Source organism: Paenibacillus sp. FSL R5-0519 (assembly GCF_037974275.1).
In the GTDB taxonomy this organism is placed as follows: domain Bacteria; phylum Bacillota; class Bacilli; order Paenibacillales; family Paenibacillaceae; genus Paenibacillus.
Genome location: NZ_CP150234.1, coordinates 5,799,810 through 5,823,452, shown reverse-complemented (window position 1 = coordinate 5,823,452; position 23,643 = coordinate 5,799,810). Strand labels below are relative to the sequence as shown.

At 48.3% G+C, this 23,643-nt stretch carries 13 protein-coding genes, 3 rRNA genes and 1 riboswitch; of the genes, 12 read left to right on the top strand and 4 right to left on the bottom strand.

The genetic code is table 11. The annotated features are described in order from the left end of the window. Positions 1-5: 5 nt before the first annotated feature. From MKY73_RS26110 to MKY73_RS26100, 3 genes are all read right to left on the bottom strand, one after another. Positions 6-1,208, bottom strand: coding sequence for a Ger(x)C family spore germination protein (locus MKY73_RS26110; RefSeq protein WP_339304199.1), 1,203 nt, complete (start codon positions 1,206-1,208; stop codon positions 6-8). A 20-nt stretch (positions 1,209-1,228) separates the two neighbouring features. Next, on the bottom strand, positions 1,229-2,743 hold the full coding sequence (locus MKY73_RS26105; RefSeq protein ID WP_339304198.1) for a spore germination protein: 1,515 nt from the start codon (positions 2,741-2,743) through the stop codon (positions 1,229-1,231). Positions 2,744-2,921: 178 nt separating this feature from the next. Next, a complete protein-coding gene (locus MKY73_RS26100) occupies positions 2,922-3,569 on the bottom strand; it encodes a DedA family protein (protein WP_339304197.1) in 648 nt (215 codons plus the stop codon). Positions 3,570-3,810: 241 nt separating this feature from the next. On the opposite strand from MKY73_RS26100, the gene MKY73_RS26095 reads away from it, so the two are divergent. The 12 genes from MKY73_RS26095 to MKY73_RS26040 all read left to right on the top strand — a co-directional run bounded on the left by MKY73_RS26095 (position 3,811) and on the right by MKY73_RS26040 (position 21,473). Then, entirely contained in the window at positions 3,811-5,130 is a 1,320-nt protein-coding gene (locus MKY73_RS26095; RefSeq protein WP_339304195.1) for a polysaccharide deacetylase, read from the top strand. A 103-nt stretch (positions 5,131-5,233) separates the two neighbouring features. Further along, complete coding sequence (locus MKY73_RS26090) at positions 5,234-6,223, top strand: MoxR family ATPase (protein ID WP_339304194.1); 990 nt, start codon at positions 5,234-5,236, stop codon at positions 6,221-6,223. Next, positions 6,220-7,479 carry a DUF58 domain-containing protein gene (locus MKY73_RS26085; RefSeq protein WP_339304193.1) on the top strand — a complete coding sequence of 420 codons (1,260 nt, stop codon included), beginning with the start codon at positions 6,220-6,222 and terminating at the stop codon, positions 7,477-7,479. Before MKY73_RS26090 ends, MKY73_RS26085 begins: the two co-directional genes overlap by 4 nt. After that, the gene (locus MKY73_RS26080; protein ID WP_339304192.1) at positions 7,466-9,832 is read left to right on the top strand and encodes a transglutaminaseTgpA domain-containing protein; all 2,367 of its coding nucleotides are present in this window, start codon (positions 7,466-7,468) and stop codon (positions 9,830-9,832) included. The genes MKY73_RS26085 and MKY73_RS26080 overlap by 14 nt, the downstream gene beginning before the upstream one ends. A gap of 17 nt (positions 9,833-9,849) precedes the next feature. Beyond that, the gene (locus MKY73_RS26075; RefSeq protein WP_339304191.1) at positions 9,850-9,990 is read left to right on the top strand and encodes a hypothetical protein; all 141 of its coding nucleotides are present in this window, start codon (positions 9,850-9,852) and stop codon (positions 9,988-9,990) included. 214 nt (positions 9,991-10,204) lie between these two features. Beyond that, positions 10,205-11,743, top strand: a complete 1,539-nt coding sequence (guaA, locus tag MKY73_RS26070) for a glutamine-hydrolyzing GMP synthase (protein WP_339239472.1) — start codon at positions 10,205-10,207, stop codon at positions 11,741-11,743. A 246-nt stretch (positions 11,744-11,989) separates the two neighbouring features. Next, a complete protein-coding gene (locus tag MKY73_RS26065; protein ID WP_339304190.1) occupies positions 11,990-12,229 on the top strand; it encodes a hypothetical protein in 240 nt (79 codons plus the stop codon). 367 nt (positions 12,230-12,596) lie between these two features. Further along, a riboswitch (purine riboswitch) is annotated at positions 12,597-12,696 on the top strand. Between the two features lie 172 nt (positions 12,697-12,868). Beyond that, a complete protein-coding gene (locus MKY73_RS26060; protein ID WP_253430011.1) occupies positions 12,869-14,245 on the top strand; it encodes an NCS2 family permease in 1,377 nt (458 codons plus the stop codon). 812 nt (positions 14,246-15,057) lie between these two features. After that, positions 15,058-16,609: ribosomal RNA gene (locus tag MKY73_RS26055) — 16S ribosomal RNA — on the top strand. A 315-nt stretch (positions 16,610-16,924) separates the two neighbouring features. Next, a 23S ribosomal RNA gene (locus MKY73_RS26050) occupies positions 16,925-19,849 on the top strand. Between the two features lie 143 nt (positions 19,850-19,992). Further along, a 5S ribosomal RNA gene (gene rrf, locus MKY73_RS26045) occupies positions 19,993-20,109 on the top strand. Together the 16S, 23S and 5S rRNA genes form the textbook arrangement of a ribosomal RNA operon. Before the next feature lie 362 nt (positions 20,110-20,471). Next, positions 20,472-21,473, top strand: coding sequence for a ketoacyl-ACP synthase III (locus tag MKY73_RS26040; RefSeq protein WP_339304188.1), 1,002 nt, complete (start codon positions 20,472-20,474; stop codon positions 21,471-21,473). A gap of 179 nt (positions 21,474-21,652) precedes the next feature. On the opposite strand, the gene MKY73_RS26035 is transcribed toward MKY73_RS26040, so the two are convergent. Beyond that, complete coding sequence (locus MKY73_RS26035; RefSeq protein WP_339304187.1) at positions 21,653-23,587, bottom strand: amidase family protein; 1,935 nt, start codon at positions 23,585-23,587, stop codon at positions 21,653-21,655. Positions 23,588-23,643 lie beyond the last annotated feature (56 nt).

Genomic DNA, 23,643 nt, shown 5'->3' with positions numbered 1-23,643 from the left:
CTTTCTCACTCCTTCAATTGATTTTTAAATGAATCATCCAGTGTACCTACGCGTTTAATCTGTACGTTAGCTTTATACTTGATATCCAGTTCTTCAAAATGTTTGTCCCAATCATTTTCCATCTTCTTGAACAATTTGGGATCTGCATGATACACTTCCTGTCCAAAACCAAATATATCAACATGGAATTTTCGTTTTACTGAATTGACAGAGTTCTGCATCAGTTCAATTAACCGCTCCTCACTATCTGATTCCAGTTCTTTGAGAACTTTCATCGAACCAATCTTAATCCCGCATTCAACTGCACCTATGGATGAGACATTCTTGACATCAATGTTGATTATGGGCTTACCATTGACCACTTTAGCTTTTCTTTTGGTTGTTGTGCGGAGTGCCTTAAACGTAACATTGCCCCCCTCCCGACAAGGCAGGTGGCTGACATTTGATTTTACATTGTCTCGGATATAATTGTAGCCTTTGGATTCATTCTCCGTTAACCAACCAATCAGTTTATCCTTCCTGAAGACACTTAGTCCCGTCGTATTGAGGCGAGCTGGTGAGCGAATCGTAGATATGTTCTCTTTACTACCGCTTCGTTTATGATCGCCTATAATTTCCATACCTGTAATAACGGGCTGAATTCCAGGGGATAACATGAACTCCATTAACTCATCCCCGGTTACCGTTGTAGTGGGAGACCAAGTTTTGGAAGATATATCAAGAGAATTAAACATTTTTTCAGCAGGAATATTATCCAAAGGTGTGAGAACGTCAAGTAGCTGGGACGCAGTAGTATTCTTGGCGACCAAGACGTAATAATCAGGTCTTGCTGTAGGCTCACGCATTAACGCCTCGATGACATCATATATTCCGTCCTTACGTGCATATTCTTCGCCAAATACCAGAACCCGGATATGCGCAAGGAAAATTCTGCGTGGGCTGGTCTCCGTTAGTTTCTGAATGGCTTCGAACAAAGTGTGAGCGGATGCTTCGTACTGTGTAACAGGTGTACCTTTCCCTCCCCCAGCCTTGGAAGATACCTCATTCGGTACAACCACCTGAGCACTGACTTTAATCATATCTCCATCTTTGTCCACGCCGAGACCCAGCATAATACCGAGTTCGTTTAGTTCTTGGCGATCCCAGCATCCGGTAAGGAGAGGGAGCAGAACGACACAGGATATAATTAAGCATAAGCATCTATTCATAGTGTGCACTCCTTACCTAATTACCGCTTTGTTTTTTTGGCGGATTGTCTAACTTCGTTTGTAGTACTGGTAGAAAGCGGACGAGTTTTCATATGGGACCAAGGTACACGAAAGATCGTATCTTTGAGGTCTTTCTGAATAAAGGGCGCAAAAGGAGACATATACGGTACCCCAAATGAACGCAAGCTGCACAGATGGGTTACGGTAATTAAGAGAACAATCAAGATGCCATAGAATCCAAAGGCAGCGGCGAGAATCATTAAAACGAACCGTAATATGCGTACGGAGATGGAGAGACCATTTTCCGGAATCACATAGCTCGATATCGCAGTGATGGATACGATAATGACCATTGCAGCAGATACAACTCCCGCATCTACCGCAGCTTGACCAATAACAAGAGTTCCCACAATGGATACGGCCTGACCGACTGTTTTCGGTATCCGAATGCCCGCTTCTCGCAGAATCTCATAAGTCAGCTCCATCAGGAGGGCTTCGATAAAAGCTGGAAAAGGTACGCCCTCTCGCTGAGCCGCCAAACTGATCAGCAGGTTGGTAGGCAGCATCTCCTGATGGAACGTAGTAATGGCAATATAAAAGGAGGGGGCAAGCAGCGCAATAAAAAAGGCCAGATATCGAATCATTCGAATCAGCGTACTGATATCTGCTCGTTGATAATAATCCTCCGGAGACTGAAAAAAATGAACAAACAAAGCAGGAACTAGCAATACAAATGGTGTCCCATCTACAATGATTGCAACTCGACCTTCAAGCAAAGCGGCAGACACGGTATCAGGTCTTTCACTGTTGTAGACCGTGGGGAAAATCGTTCCTGTCTTGTCCTGTACCAGTTCTTCGATATAACCACTCTCAAGGATGCTGTCAATGTCAATCTCATCGAGCCGTTGACGAAGTTCCTGAACAATCTCCTGATCCACAATATGTTCCAGATAGAGCACAGCTACCCGAGTCTTCGTGACTCGGCCAATCTCTCTTTCTTCAATCCAAAGATGAGGATCTCGAATTCGTTTGCGGATCAAGGAGGTGTTGGTACGCAGGTTTTCATTGAAGCCCTCCATCGGTCCACGAACGACGGTTTGAGAGACGGGTTCTCCAACGGAGCGATCTTCCCAGCCTGCTGCGCCAATTTTCAATCCTTTGACTGATCCTTCGAGCAGTAAAATGGCCGATCCCGAAAGAAGTGCATTCAGCACATCTTCGATATCATCCACCAGCATTACATTACTGGCGATGAGGATATCATTCTGAAGGTAACTGAGATGTTCATCGTCAGCGGAGAATTCTGGGAGATCTTGTTTTTGCAGTAATGACTCCATGATGGAATGATTCAGAATCTGAACATCCACCAATCCATCGATGTATAACATGACGGCAGGCCATTTATGTAGGCACTGGAGAGGGCGCATCATCAAGTCGTTGCTGTTCCCCATCACGCGCTTGCAGTATTCCATATTTTCGCGAAGATCCGGAGAGATTGGCCTGTGATCTTGATGATTCAGTTTCGATTCGCGCATACCTTCACCTCCCTATACATCCTATATTTGCAAGTAGTATGACCTGGATGAATTCGTATTATCACAAAAAACAAAAAAGAATGAATCGTCCCTGCACTGTTTCAGAAAAATGCAAAAAAAGAGCCGCGACTACTCGCGACTCCTTGCTTGATTATTTTAGATGGACGTTTGTCCACATTTACTTTTGTCTTTGTCGTACAGGGGTTGGCTTGGATACGGCGGATCTTGATGCCCATGCTTTGCGGTAGCGGTAAAGCACGGCAACAATAAGCAATAAGCCAACTCCTCCCACGATATATGCTGCATATTGATGAGCCAGATGGAATACGGCATTCCATTGGGGCCCGAATATTTTGCCAATGCCGAGAAACAGCACAACCCAGAACAGCGCACCTGAGTAGGCGTAGAGAGCGAACTTGCGAAAAGGAACAGCGGCTATACCCGCAAAATATCCGGTGAAATGCCGAACTCCCGGAATGAAATAACCGATGAAGATTAAAGCATTACCATATTTGGCGAACCACTTTTGCGTTTTATCGAGCTTGTCCTGCTTCAGCAGAAACCATTTTCCGTATCGTGTTATAAAGGGCAGTCCTGCTTTGGCTCCAATAAAATAAGTAATTGTCATGCCGATCGTTGTTCCCAGAAAAGCCAGTATGGTGAGGATTCCGAAGTCGAGATGACCCTTGTAAGAGAGAAACCCTGCATAAGCCATCGTTGTTTCACCAGGAAAGGGAAGTGCGATGAATTCAAGCAACAAGCCAAAGAACAATACGCTGTATCCGTAGGACCCAAACAGATGTTGGACCTTCTCAAGCAATTCCAATAGATTTCACTCTCCTGAAGACGGGGTGGGAGCATGAATCTCTCCAAGGTGTTGTGTATACGTTATACCTGTCCATTATGCTACCTAATCTGAAGCGAAGAATCAATCACACACCATACCAAATTGTGAAAAAATATTAAACAAAAAGGCGTCTTTTTTCAAGAAAGCCTCCATATAATTCTAACAAATCTGCTGAAGTCTATCAGCAAATTCACTAGAGACGGTGGAGGGCGATTCGTAAATGGTACAGAGACCGGAATTAAGAATCAAGGAAAAAGGGGAAATCTCCGTAACATCCATACATACGTTTTTATCTGGACAATGGTCTGTCATTCTCGTGCGAATTGCGATATTGCTATGTGCATTCGCGGTATATGCTGCATTTTCTGCGTATACAGGCATAGCTGATGCATCTTCTGCTTCGGGCTCAGCAGAGCCATCCTCGGCAGCCAAGAATACGCAAGACAAGGTAGTCTATTTGAGTTTTGACGACGGACCGGGTAACCATACCCGAGAAGTATTGGATATTTTGCGCAAAGAGCAGGTTCTGGCCACTTTTTTTGTACTGGGTGAGCAGGCAGAGCGGTATCCCGAGTTAATCCGGTCGCTGGTGGAGGATGGACATGCTCTGGGCAATCATACGTTTAATCATCAATACAAACAGCTGTACAGTGATTTTAAAGTATTCTGGAACCAGATCAAGCAGACAGAAGACGTGCTGGAGCGTATAACTGGTTTCCGTCCGAATCTGGTGCGAGCGCCAGGAGGTACCTACGGACATTTTGACCAGAGTTATTTTGATCTGCTGCAATTGGGTGGATACACCGTCATGGACTGGAACGTCGATAGTGGGGATTCCAAACGAAAAGGTGTTCCGGCCACAGAAATCCTTAAAAATTCCACTAAAGTACCTGCGGGAACACGTTCGGTGATTGTCCTGATGCATGATGGAGGTGCGCACGCTGAAACGGTAAAAGCACTTCCGGGTATTATCAAATATTATCGTGATCACGGATACCGTTTTGACATCATAAAGAGTTCGGATCAGCCGGTTCAATTCCGAGTTCATCCCGATGCTAAGTATAAGTCCCGCAAGGCTCCGGGAAAGGCATGGATCGCAGAGCATGTAGAAGGTAATGCTGCGTTGTGGCTCACAAGCAAGAAGCTGAAGATAGAGGTAGGATTGGCTGCGGCAACCTTACAACCTGGAGAATTCCGAATGGATGGGCAGCGAATCATGGTGCCTTTGCGTACATTCATGAAAAAATTCGGGGGCAGCACGCGCTGGGACCCAGAGACAAGGACAGCAATAGCAGTATGGAAGGAAAGAACGATTCATGCAGACAGTGTGAGCGGAACGATGAGCTCAACAGGGGTAATTGAAACAGGAGCAGTACAGAGTCAGGGGGGAACCATCTGGGTTCCGTTACGTGAGTTACTGGAGCAGATGGGGTTAAAAGTGAATTCCTTAAGCAGTAATAAGGCAGAGTGGACGGTAAAGGCGGGCGCTTCCAGGCCCATTTCGGCAATGAATCTCATATTTAAGTATAAAATGATCTGAAGAAAGTCATGCTTGCAGGACTATTCTCTCTACTTCCGGGCAACACTGAATCATAGATTACTATGGTTCAGAAATGCCGATGGACGGAAGGAGATCAGGAGAAATGTCTTATATCCGAATGGAACATGAACATGCAGTTGAATTGTTAAACAGGGTCATGAAGCGTGTTGAAAGTGTGATTGTTGGCAAAAAAACAGAGATTCGTTATGTCCTCACTGCAATGCTTAGTGGGGGGCATGTACTTCTGGAAGATGTACCGGGTACCGGGAAAACCATGCTGGTTCGTGCCGTTGCTTCTGCGCTCGACTGCTCCATGGGCCGGATTCAATTCACATCCGATGTCATGCCTGCAGATGTTACGGGCAATTCAATCTATCATCCACATACAGCTGAATTCAAGTTTCGCCCCGGACCTGTCATGTCCAACGTTGTCTTGGCGGATGAAATAAACCGGGCTTCACCCCGGACTCAGTCTGCCCTGCTGGAGGCAATGGAGGAACGACGTATTACGGTTGATGGAACAACCTATGCCTTGCCACGCCCCTTCTTTCTGCTGGCGACACAGAATCCGTTACAGTTTGAGGGTACGTACCGTCTGCCTGAAGCGCAGCTGGATCGATTTATCATGAGGATTGGACTGGGGTATCCCGATCCGGAACAGGAATTGGAATTGTTAAGTCGGATGCAAGGTAGAGAAGAGCTTGATGAACTTCGCCCTGTCCTGCTTGCTGAAGAAGTTGTAGCCATGCAGCGTGAAGTCAAACAGGTACATGTTGACCCGGTCGTCAAACAGTATCTGGTGGCTGTTGCTGTGGCCTCTCGCAGCCATCCGGCGGTCAGATTGGGTATCAGCCCGCGTGGAACACTAGCCTGGATGGCTGCGGCGCAGTCGTTTGCCTACCTTCAAGGACGCAGTTATGTCATTCCCGATGACGTGAAAGAGTTGGCTGTGCCCGTTCTCTCACATCGAATTCAATTGAAGGCCCAGAACAGAGCAGAGGTTTGGGGACAAGTCCAAGTCATTGAAGAAGCCTTGTCATCGGTCCCTGTTCCTGTACAAATGGCATCACAGGGAAGGGGACGGAGGCAATGACTGCTCTGGGACAACGGATGTTGAGTGCTGTCCTTGTGGTGGCTTCGGCTTCCTTATATCAGTGGCATGGTGGCAAAGCAGCGTTGTTTCTATCCATTATGGCTTGCTTGATGTTCATAGGAGGTCTGCTTCTCCATTGGTTCGGACCACGGCGTATTCACATCCGTCGGAAAATACATGCGAATCGGATTGAGGCAGGCGAGCGGGTGCGGGTTCAAGTTGAACTGGAATTCGAATGTCGTATTCCATTGTTATGGATCGTTCTGTGCGAAAATTCACCTGCAGGTGTTCATCGTAAATTAATTTTCCCGGGAACTCGGCGACAATTTTGCTATCAATATGAATGTTCTGGTTTACGCAGAGGGGTCTACAGATGGGATACGGGCAGATTGTACTGGGGAGATCTGTTTGGCTGGAATACCCTCTCTGCAGAGAGCCTAGGCGGCACCCCCTTGATTGTTGTTCCTCAAGCATCGGCTTGGGGGGAGGGGGATTCGGCAGAATTCGCAGCGATGATCGAAGGTCCTCTGTCGGAGCGAAGAAATAGCCAGGGAAACCGTAGCCCCGAGTTCCGTGAATATCAGCAGGGTGACCCGCTGGGACGTATTCATTGGAAAAGCACAGCCAAAACGGGGCAACTTCAGACCTTTCTGCCCGATACCACAGATCTGGCTTCACTGGGCATCCTTCTGTATGAAGGCGCATCGGGTTATGAGGTAAAACAGCCAGAGACTATGGAAGTACCTGCTTTTGAACGAGTGGTGGGTGCAGCCGCCCGCTGGATTCATACGGCTGAGCGGGACGACATTCCTTATCATCTGTGGATGGAAGGCCGAGATAAGAGCTGTGATGAACAAGATCAATGCCGACATGGGTCATTCCAGGCAGATGATGAGCGTCATGGTCTGGACAGACTAGCAGGGGCGCGAATATCCACAGCCCAATCCGTGTCGGTTTCACTCCGAACGGAGATGCTGGATGGACTGGCGCGCGGTTCGCGAATTGTGGTTCTCACAGGTAAAATCGATCAGGTTCTGACCGAATGGATTATAACTGCAATGGGTTCAGGTTATCGTGTAGAAGTGCAATTGGCTGAAACGAACCAGCTAGGATCGAAGGATAGATTCATGACTGGAATTGAGCATGACAGCTCAAGTATAGAACAGCTTCGTCACACCGGGGTATTGATTCAAGCGGTTACAGACGTTGCGTTATCTTCATTGGGAAAGGTGGAGGTAACGGATGTGGGAGCGTAATAAAAACCAGGAAGCCAATTCCACTGTGGCGGCTGACAAAGCGTCAACAGCACGTCTGAGATTAGAATCGGTCCATTCTGTAGTTAGAAATGTGAACCACACTTCTCTTACAGAGATAAAGAATGAGGGATCTGTTAGAGTGCCGGTTCTGTATAGGATCTTTATTTCGGCCATTTTACTTATACTGTCTCTGGAGTGGATATATCCTGTTACGTCATCAGGTCAGCAGGGCAGTGAACGTTTCTTGTCCGTAATGGCGGGGTTAACTGGAGCATTGCTGCTCGTTGGGTTAATTCGTACAGGGTGGATCACCGGAATACTGATCCGATTATTTATTGCACTCGTTGCGCTATGTCTGATGTATGGAGGAAGTGATCCTGCCCGTTGGGCGGTTGCATACCCGGGAATACTTTCAGCGGATATGGACACCTTTATGGATAACTGGCGATTCCACTCGATTAGTACAGAAACGAGAGGGCTGTTCATGATGTGCGGCTGGAGCATGCTCATGGCTTCTGTGCAATCCCTTGTATTGTTGCGTAGAAGCGTTATGCTGTTTGGCAGTGCAACGCTGGTATACTTGCTTCTGCTTGAATCCTTTGCGGGGTTAGATGTATATGCTTCAGTAATACGGTCTGTGTTATGGACTTTTCTAATTCAGGCTCTGCTTCAGCTACTACGCCTCAACGGAGGAGTAACTACCCCGAGTTATCGTGGCAGTCCCTATGGCCGTTGGAGCGTTATAACCATTGTTGCTTCCACAGGTATGGTACTTTTCTCTGCGTTACCTGGTCAGTTCGCTTCCATACCTCAACCGGAACGCATATCCCTGGAGCAGATGGGTGAACGCATAGCTCGCTGGGCAGGTTATACGCAGCACAGTAGCATCCCTGCTGCAACGGCGGTAACGGGATATAGCACGGCAGATGCGCCCATGGGAGCACCTCTGGTGCAGGGGAATGCCCTCTTTTTTACAGCGAAGAGTCCGGAAGTGACGTATTGGCGAGGAGAGACTCGTTCATATTATAACGGTAGTACCTGGAGTGACCCAGAGCAAAGCTTTGAAACGGCCAGTCCTTCCGGAGTCCTGCGTTCTGATGGTTGGGAGAATCAAACCTATTGGAAACGTATCCGCCAAACGGTCAAGATGAAACGGGAATGGATAGGGCCGAATCCATTATTTACCGGGGGAATCCCGCTGAATGTATCGTTTCAAGATAAGAACAGCAATAATGAGGAGAACATGCTTACGTTGTTATCTAATCGAGAATCCGCAACGTTGTGGCTAGCAAACGCCGGCGAAGATAATATAGTTAAAAATTATACGGCAGACGTCATGTTTCCTGTGGCCTCGCCGGAACAGTTACGTCTGTTAGGGAATGCGAATAAAGGGAAAGATCCTGCCTCTATACGGAGGACATATCTGCAATTGCCCACATCTCTCCCGGGTCGGGTGCAGACGCTCGCCAAGGAAATCATTCAAGGTAGTGAGACTCGGTATGACGCTGTACAAGCCGTCAAGACTTATCTGGCTGCTCATGCCGAGTATACGCTCGATACCCGTATGCCACCGCGTGGAACAGATTTTGTGGACGATTTTCTATTCGTCACACGGCAGGGGTATTGTAATCATTTCTCCACTGCCATGATTGTGTTGCTGCGTGCAGAGGGAATTCCTGCACGCTGGGTTAAAGGCTTCGGGTCTGGGATGGCTGACCCGAATATACCGGGTCAATATATCATTTCCCAAGGAGATGCACATTCCTGGGTAGAGGTGTATTTTCCGGGGGCAGGGTGGATGCCGTTCGAGGCTACGCCGGGCTTCACCATGGCGCAAGGCGCGGGCGAAGATGTGGCAGCACTCGCCGGGCCGCAGCCTGTTGTAGAGACTCCGCCGTATATGAGCGGCGGATGGGCTAACGCGGGCGCATGGCTGCTCGCCCGCGCACGGGCCATTGCCGCGGAGCCGTGGCTCGCGGCAGCCCTTGTCGCAGCGGCCCTGCTGGGCGCCGCTGCTGTGATCCGCATGCGGCGGCTGCGCCCCGCGCTGCGGATCAGGCTGCTGCTGGCATGGCCGCGCAGCAGCTTTCCAGACCGCGAGCGGTTGCTGGGCGCCGCCGCTCCGGTCTGGGCCGCGCTCGCGCGCCGGTACGGCCCGCGGCCGCCGGGGATGACGCTGCGTGAATATGCAGCATCACCGGCTTTGGCCGCAGGCGCGGACGGCGCGGACATCGCGCGGTTTGCAGCCGACTGGGAACGGCTGCTGTACGGGCCAGACCGTCCGCTGCGCGCAGACAGTCTGGACTTCCTGCGCCGGGCACTTCGTTTGGCCCGGCGATTGCAGGCGTTGTAACCCAAGGATGTTACAACATGGAGGCCACACAACCTGCCGGTGATTACACTCTCGCTATCGCTTCCGATACAGTTTGGCAGGTTGCAGCAGCAGATGATCACCACTGGCGCACCTATTCTATTGTGCTTCGGTTGTCCATTGTTGCATGTTACACATAAGACGCCTTTCGCGCTCCGCTGCGAACGAGGCGTCTTTCCACGATCATACACTTGAACCAGCATCTTGCTGCCATGTTTTCTGATCGGAATTTCATATTTAGAGGCATTTGGTAATCCTGTTTTGATATGTCGAAAAAAGGAGTTTCGCCTTTCCTTGACGGTATGTTTTGTCGTTGCGTATAATTAGTTTCATTGAATTGAGGGAGGCACGGTTATGAATAAGCAGAATGAGATTGTGGTTGTCCTTGACTTTGGGGGCCAATACAACCAGTTAATCGCCAGAAGAATCCGGGATCTTGGCGTATACAGTGAGCTTTTGCCGTATAATACACCGGCGGAGAAGATCGCAGAATTGGCACCAAAAGGGATCGTATTTTCAGGTGGGCCGTCCAGCGTATACGCTGAGAATGCTCCACACGTGGACCCGGCTGTCTATGACCTGGGCTTGCCGATCTTCGGGATCTGTTACGGGATGCAGCTTATGGCTCAACAGCTCGAAGGTAAAGTAGAGCGTTCCGAGAAGCGTGAGTATGGTAAAGCAGACCTTGAATTTGCTGCTGGATCTGCACTTGCAAAAGGCATTGAAGGTGAACATACCGTATGGATGAGTCACGGTGACCACGTGGTTACACTTCCTCCAGGTTTCAAATTGGATGCAGGCACGGAAAGTGCGCCAATCGCTGCCATGAGCGACGATGAGCGTAAATTGTATGCTGTTCAGTTCCATCCGGAGGTACGTCACTCAGTTCGAGGTAACGACATGATTCGCAACTTCCTGTTCGAAATCTGTGGTTGCGAAGGCAACTGGACGATGGAAACATTCATCGATGACACGATCAAAGACATTCGTGAAAAAGTGGGCGACAGTAAAGTACTGTGTGCTCTTAGCGGCGGCGTAGATTCTTCCGTTGTTGCTGCATTGCTTCACAAAGCCATCGGTGATCAACTGACATGTATGTTTATCGACCACGGTCTGTTGCGCAAAGGTGAAGCTGAGAGTGTAATGGAGACGTTTGTTGGCAAATTCGACATGAAAGTTGTCAAAATTGATGCTCAAGAACGCTTCATGTCCAAGCTGGCTGGCGTGGATGATCCAGAACAAAAACGTAAAATTATCGGTAACGAGTTTATTTACGTATTTGACGAAGAGTCCAAGCAGTTCGATGATTTTGCATTCCTGGCGCAAGGTACACTGTACACGGACATCGTGGAAAGTGGTACAGCGACTGCACAGACGATCAAATCCCACCACAACGTGGGCGGTCTGCCTGAGGACATGAACTTCAAACTCATCGAGCCACTGAGCACGTTGTTCAAGGATGAAGTACGTAAAGTCGGTACCGAGTGTGGCCTGCCGGACGAAATTGTACACCGTCAGCCGTTCCCTGGTCCGGGTCTTGCGATCCGTGTTCTGGGTGAGGTTACCGAAGAGAAACTCAAAATTGTTCGTGATTCGGACTACATCCTGCGCGAAGAGATTGCCAAAGCCGGTCTCGACCGCGAAATCTGGCAGTACTTTACAGCTCTGCCGAACATGAAGAGTGTAGGCGTTATGGGTGATGCACGTACGTATTCCTACACTGTAGGTATCCGTGCCGTAACATCTATCGACGGTATGACTGCGGACTGGGCACGTATCCCTTGGGATGTGCTGGAGAAAATCTCCGTACGGATCGTTAACGAAGTCGATAACGTCAACCGTATCGTTTATGATGTAACATCCAAACCACCTGCAACGATCGAGTGGGAATAGGATATACGCCTTAACAATAGTTTGAAAAAAGACTCTCTTTTATCTGCGGTGTCTAGCAAATAGAAGGGGGTCTTTTTTATTGCGTACCGTACCGTATGAGTAAACATTAATCCAGGCGCTGTTCCTTATTAATAATCTCTAGAATTTCATCCCATTTTAAAGTTCATTTCATGATTCTTTCAGGTCTAGGCTGTATAATAAGGATATACTAAGAGCTAATATGGCTACTGAAAGGAGATTGAATGTATGCGTAAAACCGACTATATGAGCAAATGGAAAATGGGCATTGGAAGTGCATTTCTGATGGTGATGCTGGCAGGGTGCGGTTCAGGTATGCAAGACCTGGCTTCCGGTTCAGGAGACTTTCCACTTGTGAACTTAGAGGCAGCGGATGCTTCATCCGATCAGACCAGAAACCCGGACTTAACAACGAACACGAATCAGGAACAACAAGAGGGACAGGATGCTCCACAGACAGCGATTTAACTAACATAGGACTGATCCGGTAAAAAAAGCTCCGGAACATGTCACCAATTGCTCCATATACCTAATTAACATTGACTATTCACCTGATTGCCAAAACGCATCAGAAACATAAGCTGGCCAGATTAGAGCGCTTTTCGCCCTTTGATCAGGCTAGCTTTTTATGTTAAACCGCTGAACTTTCTAGTCTGACAGAATGAACATATCCCCTTAAGAATTCATCGAAAAAAGCGCATACAATTGGGTTGTAAACCGCTGAACTGGTTCAATCTGTTAAATAATACGAACGATATTATAGGATATCGATATTAACATTCGTTTTTATCATTGACAAAAACATACTGCCCTCCTAAAATAGTGATGGGAAACAAACAAATAGCGCATACTTATTCGTATAATCCTGGGGATTGGCCCGGGAGTCTCTACGAGATCACCCTAATGATCTGGCTACGAAGAGGAGAAGGCTAAGCAGATGAATTCTACATGATTGCGGGGACATCACGCACATTAGAATTTTTTTTGTTCTTAGTAAAGGCATCCTGCCACTCCTTGTCAGCTGAACCCTGGGTGAAGATTCTTCATCAGGGTCATTTGTCGTTTTTCAATATGGCTTCAACATCTCTAAGGGGGAGTTAGTGAATTATGGATCGTTTTTTTAAATTAAAAGAAAACGGAACAAATGTTAGAACGGAGATTGTTGCGGGTCTTACAACCTTTATGACAATGGCTTACATTCTTTTCGTAAATACGTTGTTCTTGGGACAGGCCGGAGCGGGGATGTCGGATAATGCAGTATTCTTTGCAACAGCCGTCGGTGCCGGATTAATGACTATTATTATGGGATTGTTCGTGAATATTCCAATCGCGCTTGCACCAGGTATGGGATTGAATGCGTACTTCATGACTGTTGTTCTAAGTTCGAACGGTGCGATTACTTGGCAGGCTGCTCTCGGAGCAGTATTCCTTTCCGGTATCGTGTTTATTATTTTAACCGTGACAAAGATTCGGCAAATGCTGCTTGTTGCAGTTCCGCAGTCGATCAAAATGGCCATTACGGTGGGTATCGGTCTATTTATTACCATCATCGGTTTCAAACTTGCTAATCTCGTGGCGGTAACCGTTAATGTCGCACCAGACGCAGACCTGAGTCAGCCGATTCCGGGTAGCAGTTTTAACCTGTCATTGGGCAACTTTGTAACACATCACGATGCATTGCTGGCTCTGATTGGTTTGCTCCTAATTGCTATACTGATGGTTATGCGTGTCAAAGGCGCTCTGCTGATCGGGATCGTAGTAACAACGCTGATTGGTATTCCAATGGGTGTTACGAATCTGAGTGGTCTTTCAGGCGCAAGCTGGTTGCCTAACTTCAGCGATCTGGCAGTTGGACAACTGGATTTGAAAGGTGCTATCAGTCTCGGATTGTTCGAGATCATCTTCATCTTCACCTTCGTTGAATTGTTCGACACGTTCGGTACGATGGTAGGTACGGCAACACGTATGGGGATTATGAAGGATAAGAAAAAAGGCGAGAAAACGATCGGTAAAGCGATGCTCGTTGATGCAGTTGGTGTCAGCGCAGGTGCTGCACTGGGTACGAGTACCATTACGGCATACGTTGAAAGTGCTTCAGGCGTTGAGGCGGGTGGACGTACAGGACTGACTTCGGTAACGACAGGTTTGCTGTTCATTTTGGCCCTGTTTATCGCTCCGCTTGCGCTGGTTGTTCCATCCGCTGCGACAGCTCCGGCATTGATCATCGTGGGTGTGCTTATGATGAGTCAAGTACGTAGCATCGAGTGGGATGATTTCCTGCAAGCTTTCCCTGCGTTCCTTACGATTGTATTGATGCCTTTCACAGGTGGAATCGCGAACGGGATCTCCGCAGGTATCGTATCTTATGTCATTCTGGCGGTGTTCAGTAACTTGGTTACAGAGCGTAAAGTGAAAATTCACTGGCTCATGTGGATCTTGGCGATCATTGTAGTCTGCCGATATGTATTTATTGGCGGGGAGTAAACATACAATAGTTGTGATAAAGAATACTGCATTAAGTATGTAAGCTTATAATTATGAAAGAAAAGCGGAAGCCACGGGATCTAAACCCGGAGCTTTCGCTTTTTTTGTTTTCTTTTCTTGAGTAAAATGAATTTCAAAATTGTTTTCCTTCTATAATAGAAGGAGTGAATATCATGCTCTATAATTTGTTGATTGTTTATTCAATGAAATCACGGATATTAAGTTTCTATAATAGAAGTATCTATACTGTTCTTTCTTTCAATAGGCGGATGATGATGAAGTGAACTTTTCGTGATATAAATGTAATCAACAGAGTCAGTAGGGCGCTTATGCATAATGAGTTTCTCTACAAATTGATTAGAGCGCATATGGGAGTCTTATGCATATGTATCATTGGCTGGCTATAGGTAATTGCTTGTTAAAAGGAACAAAGGATACTTTCTTTTATAAGAATTAATGTATTTAGAAAAAAGACTTGCGTTCCATAATTGTACATGGTATATTCTATTTCCGGCCAAAAAAACACGAGATACACGGTGCGGCAAGCGAATGAAATAAGCTTCGAAAGAAACTTAAAAAAAGAGCTTGCAAAGTTGGTTCGGACATGATATTATATAAGAGTTGCTGAAGAGAACGACATTTAGTAACGAAACAAGTTTGATCTTTGAAAACTGAACAACGAGTGAGTAAACATTCTGCTTGCAGAATGAACGCGAAAGTTCGAAACAAGCCTTGGCTTGGATCGACTGGAGCACAAATGAGATTTTTAATCTCGTCAGATTCAAAATGAGCTTATCGCTCTTTTCAATACTTTATTGGAGAGTTTGATCCTGGCTCAGGACGAACGCTGGCGGCATGCCTAATACATGCAAGTCGAGCGGAGTTGATAAGAAGCTTGCTTCTTTGAGACTTAGCGGCGGACGGGTGAGTAACACGTAGGCAACCTGCCCTCAAGTTTGGGACAACTACCGGAAACGGTAGCTAATACCGAATAGTTGTTTTCTTCGCCTGAAGGAAACTGGAAAGACGGAGCAATCTGTCACTTGGGGATGGGCCTGCGGCGCATTAGCTAGTTGGTGGGGTAACGGCTCACCAAGGCGACGATGCGTAGCCGACCTGAGAGGGTGATCGGCCACACTGGGACTGAGACACGGCCCAGACTCCTACGGGAGGCAGCAGTAGGGAATCTTCCGCAATGGGCGAAAGCCTGACGGAGCAATGCCGCGTGAGTGATGAAGGTTTTCGGATCGTAAAGCTCTGTTGCCAGGGAAGAACGCTTGGGAGAGTAACTGCTCTCAAGGTGACGGTACCTGAGAAGAAAGCCCCGGCTAACTACGTGCCAGCAGCCGCGGTAATACGTAGGGGGCAAGCGTTGTCCGGAATTATTGGGCGTAAAGCGCGCGCAGGCGGTCATTTAAGTCTGGTGTTTAATCCCGGGGCTCAACCCCGGATCGCACTGGAAACTGGGTGACTTGAGTGCAGAAGAGGAGAGTGGAATTCCACGTGTAGCGGTGAAATGCGTAGATATGTGGAGGAACACCAGTGGCGAAGGCGACTCTCTGGGCTGTAACTGACGCTGAGGCGCGAAAGCGTGGGGAGCAAACAGGATTAGATACCCTGGTAGTCCACGCCGTAAACGATGAGTGCTAGGTGTTAGGGGTTTCGATACCCTTGGTGCCGAAGTTAACACATTAAGCACTCCGCCTGGGGAGTACGGTCGCAAGACTGAAACTCAAAGGAATTGACGGGGACCCGCACAAGCAGTGGAGTATGTGGTTTAATTCGAAGCAACGCGAAGAACCTTACCAGGTCTTGACATCCCTCTGACCGGTACAGAGATGTACCTTTCCTTCGGGACAGAGGAGACAGGTGGTGCATGGTTGTCGTCAGCTCGTGTCGTGAGATGTTGGGTTAAGTCCCGCAACGAGCGCAACCCTTGATCTTAGTTGCCAGCATTTCGGATGGGCACTCTAAGGTGACTGCCGGTGACAAACCGGAGGAAGGTGGGGATGACGTCAAATCATCATGCCCCTTATGACCTGGGCTACACACGTACTACAATGGCCGGTACAACGGGCTGTGAAGCCGCGAGGTGGAACGAATCCTAAAAAGCCGGTCTCAGTTCGGATTGCAGGCTGCAACTCGCCTGCATGAAGTCGGAATTGCTAGTAATCGCGGATCAGCATGCCGCGGTGAATACGTTCCCGGGTCTTGTACACACCGCCCGTCACACCACGAGAGTTTATAACACCCGAAGTCGGTGGGGTAACCGCAAGGAGCCAGCCGCCGAAGGTGGGATAGATGATTGGGGTGAAGTCGTAACAAGGTAGCCGTATCGGAAGGTGCGGCTGGATCACCTCCTTTCTATGGAGAATCGTTTCCCGCGTGGAAACATTCAAATAAGCAGCTTAGCTGCAAACTTACTCACTCGTTGCTCAGTTTTGAGAGCTCAAACTCTCAAACAGCTTGCTTTTGCATGGAGCTTGTTCTTTGAAAACTAGATATCGAAACGAAAGTATAATGCGAATTAGAACATTCCTTTTTAGCTGAACTTGTGTATAACAAGTTTCAATAAAAACGGTAGTTAATTGCTGTTGCGATGGTATCGAGTGGGAGCGACTTTTGGCTTTGGACACAGTCCAAAACAAGGGAAGCGAGCGATCGAAACCGGAGCAATTTGGTTAAGCTACTAAGAGCACACGGAGGATGCCTAGGCGCTAGGAGCCGATGAAGGACGTGGCGAACAACGAAACTGCCTCGGGGAGCTGTAAGCAAGCTTTGATCCGGGGGTGTCCGAATGGGGAAACCCAGCTGGGGTAATTTCCAGTTACTCACAACTGAATACATAGGTTGTGTAGAGGCATACCAGGGGAACTGAAACATCTAAGTACCCTGAGGAAGAGAAAACAATAGTGATTCCGTCAGTAGCGGCGAGCGAACGCGGAGAAGCCCAAACCAGAGAGCTTGCTCTTTGGGGTTGTGGGACGTCTCACATGGAGTTACAAAGGAACCGGTTAAGCGAAGAGGTCTGGAAAGGCCCGCCAAAGAAGGTAAAAGCCCTGTAATTGAAAGTCTGTTCCCTCCGAGACGGATCCCGAGTAGTGCGGGGCACGTGAAACCCCGTATGAATCCGGCAGGACCATCTGCCAAGGCTAAATACTTCCTAGCGACCGATAGTGAAGCAGTACCGTGAGGGAAAGGTGAAAAGCACCCCGGAAGGGGAGTGAAATAGAACCTGAAACCGTGTGCTTACAAAAAGTCAGAGCCCGTTTTAGGGGTGATGGCGTGCCTTTTGTAGAATGAACCGGCGAGTTACGTTCCCGTGCAAGGTTAAGGTGAAGAGCCGGAGCCGCAGCGAAAGCGAGTCTGAATAGGGCGACATAGTACGTGGACGTAGACCCGAAACCGGGTGATCTACCCCTGTCCAGGGTGAAGGTGCGGTAACACGCACTGGAGGCCCGAACCCACGCACGTTGAAAAGTGCGGGGATGAGGTGGGGGTAGCGGAGAAATTCCAATCGAACTCGGAGATAGCTGGTTCTCCCCGAAATAGCTTTAGGGCTAGCCTCGGAAAACAGAGTCGTGGAGGTAGAGCACTGATTGGGTGCGGGGCCCGCAAGGGTTACCAAGCTCAGTCAAACTCCGAATGCCATAGACTTACTTCCGGGAGTCAGACAGTGAGTGCTAAGATCCATTGTCAAAAGGGAAACAGCCCAGACCATCAGCTAAGGTCCCCAAGTGTGTGTTAAGTGGGAAAGGATGTGGAGTTGCACAGACAACCAGGATGTTGGCTTAGAAGCAGCCACCATTGAAAGAGTGCGTAATAGCTCACTGGTCGAGTGACTCTGCGCCGAAAATGTAACGGGGCTAAACACACCACCGAAGCTATGGCTTGATGCTTGCATCAGGGGTAGGGGAGCGTTGTATAAGGGTTGAAGGTGTACCGTAAGGAGCGCTGGACATTATACAAGTGAGAATGCCGGTATGAGTAACGAAAAGATCAGTGAGAATCTGATCCGCCGAAAGCCTAAGGGTTCCTGAGGAAGGCTCGTCCGCTCAGGGTAAGTCGGGACCTAAGGCGAGGCCGAAAGGCGTAGTCGAAGGACAACAGGTCGAAATTCCTGTACCACCGTAAGCCGTTATGAGCAATGGGGGGACGCAGTAGGGTAGTGACGCGGACTGATGGATGTCCGTCTAAGCAGTAAGGCTGATGTGTAGGCAAATCCGCACATCGTAAGGCTGAGCTGTGATGGGGAGCGAAAATTGTAGTAGCGAAGGTCATGATCTCACACTGCCAAGAAAAGCCTCTAGCCAGGTGAAGGTGCCCGTACCGCAAACCGACACAGGTAGGCGAGAAGAGTATTCTAAGGCGCGCGGAAGAACTCTCGTTAAGGAACTCGGCAAAATGACCCCGTAACTTCGGGAGAAGGGGTGCCCCGGTAGTGTGAATAGCACGAGGGGGCCGCAGTGAAAAGGCCCAAGCGACTGTTTAGCAAAAACACAGGTCTGTGCGAAGCCGTAAGGCGAAGTATACGGGCTGACGCCTGCCCGGTGCTGGAAGGTTAAGGGGAGTGGTTAGGAGCAATCCGAAGCTGTGAACCGAAGCCCCAGTAAACGGCGGCCGTAACTATAACGGTCCTAAGGTAGCGAAATTCCTTGTCAGGTAAATTCTGACCCGCACGAATGGCGTAACGACTTGGGCGCTGTCTCAACGAGAGATCCGGTGAAATTTTAATACCTGTGAAGATGCAGGTTACCCGCGACAAGACGGAAAGACCCCATGGAGCTTTACTGCAGCTTGATATTGAATTTGGGTACGATCTGTACAGGATAGGTGGGAGCCTTTGAAGCGTGAGCGCCAGCTTGCGTGGAGGCAACGTTGGGATACCACCCTGATCGTATCTAGGTTCTAACCTGGTACCGTAATCCGGTGCGGGGACAGTGTCAGGTGGGCAGTTTGACTGGGGCGGTCGCCTCCTAAAGAGTAACGGAGGCGCCCAAAGGTTCCCTCAGAATGGTTGGAAATCATTCGAAGAGTGCAAAGGCATAAGGGAGCTTGACTGCGAGACCTACAAGTCGAGCAGGGACGAAAGTCGGGCTTAGTGATCCGGTGGTACCGCATGGAAGGGCCATCGCTCAACGGATAAAAGCTACCCTGGGGATAACAGGCTTATCTCCCCCAAGAGTCCACATCGACGGGGAGGTTTGGCACCTCGATGTCGGCTCATCGCATCCTGGGGCTGAAGTAGGTCCCAAGGGTTGGGCTGTTCGCCCATTAAAGCGGTACGCGAGCTGGGTTCAGAACGTCGTGAGACAGTTCGGTCCCTATCTGTCGTGGGCGTAGGAAATTTGAGAGGAGCTGTCCTTAGTACGAGAGGACCGGGATGGACGTACCGCTGGTGTACCAGTTGTTCCGCCAGGAGCACCGCTGGGTAGCTATGTACGGACGGGATAAACGCTGAAAGCATCTAAGCGTGAAGCCCCCCTCAAGATGAGATTTCCCAGTATGTAAGACCCCTTGAAGACGACGAGGTAGATAGGCTGGGGGTGGAAGTGCAGCAATGCATGGAGCTGACCAGTACTAATCGGTCGAGGGCTTATCCAATAGCAAGTGATAATTCGCATGTTTCGTTTCGAATCTAGTTTTCAGAGAACGATCTCTGAAATGAAAATTGGTACATCACAGAACGTGTGTATGATTTTCAGTTCCATAACTGATTTCAAGAAGCTTTGCTTCGACAAATCGCGTTTGGTGGCGATGGCGGAGGGGTTCCACACGTACCCATCCCGAACACGACCGTTAAGCCCTCTAGCGCCGATGGTACTTGGACCGCAGGGTCCTGGGAGAGTAGGACGCCGCCAAGCAATCGAAGGACACACTTGATGATATCGAGTGTGTCTTTTTTTATTTGTTTTGATCGTTAATTTATATTATATGTGTAAGTCTAAAACAACCTGGGTTCATTAGAGGTTGCTTTTTGATATCCAAAAAATAATAAGCATTGTTCTATTGTAGAAATTTTCACGTCGACTACGAGGTTCAAGCACCTCCGCATAACTCCATGCTAAAGTTCGCATGATTAAGGGTAATCATTATTTAAACGACTGGAAGGATTAAGATAGGAATACAAACAAATCATATTTATAATAAATATTTTATAAAATTAGTACCAAGTACTAAGACTTAGTGCTATAATGGTAAAAAACCAAATGAGGTGACTGCCGATATGAATCATCAATCAAAGGCAACGATCACGGCAATGGGGGCGTATGTTCCCGATCGAATATTAACGAATGCTGATCTGGAGAAATTGGTCGAGACAAGTGACGAATGGATTGTGCAACGTACAGGCATGAGAGAACGGCGAATTGCAGCTGAAGATCAATTTGTATCTGACCTGGCAACGAAGGCTGTAGAGGATATGATACGTCGTTATGAAGTAAGTGTAGAAGATGTGGATATGATTCTTGTGGCGACCAGCACACCTGAATATGCATTCCCAAGTACGGCATCCAGAGTCCAAGCTAATCTCAAGATTCCACACACAGGTGTACTTGATCTAAATGCGGCATGCGCTGGTTTTTCCTACGGGCTGCAGCTTGCTGACAGTCTGGTGACCAGTGGAATGTACCGCAAAGTGCTAGTTATCGGAGCAGAGACGTTATCCAAAATTACGGATTACACAGACCGCACGACTTGTGTCCTGTTTGGGGACGGAGCTGGAGCCTTCTTGGTGGAGAAATCTGCACTTGATGAAGGTGACTTTATGGCAGCGATATCAGGTACGCATGGAGAAGGCGGTATCCATCTTTATAAGAGTGGTCTGTCTTCAGAGATGGATGGAGTGCCTTTACAGGGCGAAGGTTGTTTGGTTCAGAATGGACGAGAGGTTTATAAGTGGGCTGTACGCACGATTCCAGAGCAATTGGATAAGCTTATAGCAAAAGCTGAATTAAGACCTGAACAGATTGACTGGTTTGTCCCGCATAGTGCCAACATGAGAATGATTGAGGCTGTTTGCGAACGTGGTCCGGTTCCTTTGGAACGTACTTTAACCAGTGTAGAGTATCGTGGGAATACATCTGCTGCTTCCATTCCGCTTGCTTTACAGCTTGCAGTGGATGAAGGGAAATTGAAAGAAGGACAGACTGTAGCTCTCTTTGGTTTTGGTGGTGGTCTGACTTACGCAGGTCTGGTGCTGAAGTGGAGCGTGCCGGACAAAGTTTAGTAATGGACAACATACGACTGTATGCAACACAAAAATAAATAGAGAAAATAAAAGAGACCACCCGGACTCCATGCAGTCATGAAGGAGGGTGGTCTCTTTAGTGAGAACTCGTTTAAATAAAATGATATGAATGCATCTGTTTTTTGTGTTAAAAGGAAATGTTTAATCCCATAAATATTTTACGGCGTAAGCTTAGGCGCTTGGCGGTGATGTGTACCTTGTTCGTAGCTGTAAGCCAGCTTGATCAAGGTTCCTTCGTCAAAGGCACGACCCAGGAATTCCATACCAACAGGCAAACCATCGGTTGTAAAACCAGCAGGTACAGTAATTGCCGGGAAGCCGGAGAATGGACTCAGACGATTGTTACCACCAGATGTTTGACCCTCGCCGATCACACTAGCTGCCTGTGTGGACGTAGGATAGATGATGGCATCCAGATTATTATCTGCCATTACTTTCAGCAAGGATTCACGTGTAACTTGGGTACGTTTCAGGACGATATCTTTGTATTCGGTAGTCTCCAACGTTTGGCGTGCATCCCGCGTTTTCATCGATTGTTCTTGGGACTTATCAAACTCTCCGGAAGCGATGATCTCGGACAGACTGTGATATGGAGCGTCTGCACCCAATGATTCCAAATAGTCATTCAGCTGGAACTTGAATTCATATCCACTAAGGCTTGGGTATTTGTTGATCTCAGCCAAGTTCGGGATAGAAATTGGAACTGCGGTAGCGCCAAGTGACTTCAATTCTCCCACAGCTGTGTTGATGACGTCAGCAACGGCTTTTTCTTCAGCTTTGGTACTTGGGATGAGTTCTGTGGCCACACCGATGCGAGCACCTTTCAGTCCATTTACATCCAAGAAGTCAGTGTAGCTGGAAGGGATTTTCCCAACCGCGTAAGCTGTAGCGACATCTTTTTTGTCATAGCCGGCTGTAGCATCCAGCATGATTGCGGCATCACTTACGGTACGAGCCATTGGTCCACCGACATCCTGTGTCAAAGCCAATGGGATAATGCCTTCACGGCTGGATAGTCCGATGGTTGGGCGGATACCCACAAGGCTGTTGAAGCTGGAAGGGATTCGGATCGAACCGCCAGTGTCTGTACCCATGCCGGCTGCGGCAAAGTTAGATGCAATGGCAGCGCCAGTTCCACCGCTTGAGCCACCTGGATAGTGATCCAAGGCGTAAGGATTCAGCGTTTGTCCACCCAATGAGCTGGATGTTGTGATGCCAAATGCGAATTCATGCAGGTTTGTTTTGCCCAAAATAATGGCGCCGGCTGCTTTGAGTTTCTTCACTTGTTCAGCATCGTGAGCAGGAATGGAATCTTTCAGACAGATACAGCCTGCAGTTGTCGGCATGTCATTGGTATCGAAATTGTCTTTCACCAGAATAGGAACGCCATGCAGTGGTCCACGAGCGCCTTGAGCTGCACGTTCTTCATCCAATTGCTCCGCAATTTGGAGTGCATCCGGGTTCAGGGTCAATACCGCGTTGATGCTTACACCTTGATCATCGTATTTTTCAATGCGGTCCAGATATTTCTGAACCAGTTCTTTTGATGTCAGTTTTCCTTGCGTCATAGCGGCCTGGAGATCCATGATGGTTGCTTCCTCCAGGACAAACGGTTTTATGTAATTATAGATGCGATCTTTCAGTATGGAGAGGTCATTCTCGGTAAGTACAGCATTTGGAAGGAAGAGGGATTCCGTATAACCTTTCATCAACCCCGCAGTGTTCAATGCACCGACAGCACCTGCAAAGGTGGATTCATCCGGGACATCCTTGAATGATTCGGTAGTCGAATCCAGCTTGAGCCATTGTTGCAAGGCAACCGCAGCATCTTTACGTTGTACGGTTGTTCCGGAGAGCTTGTCCATGGTAAAAGGAACACCTGCAAGTGTAGCGGCTTCTTCCATGGCCTGAACAAATGCTGCCGGCGTAGCAGGCGCTTTCCCTTTGGAGACAGCTGCTATTGTTGTTTTACTTGTAGGCGTTGCCGTTGCGGCTGATGCCGAAGGTACTGTTCCTCCCCATGTTGTGGCAACGACAGCTCCCGCCAGTAACAAAGCCCCACTTTTTTTCAATACAGATCCATGATAAGTCATGCATCCACGCTCCCTTCCTGTGTCTCATTGATGTGTGTTAACAGCGATTCTGTTTC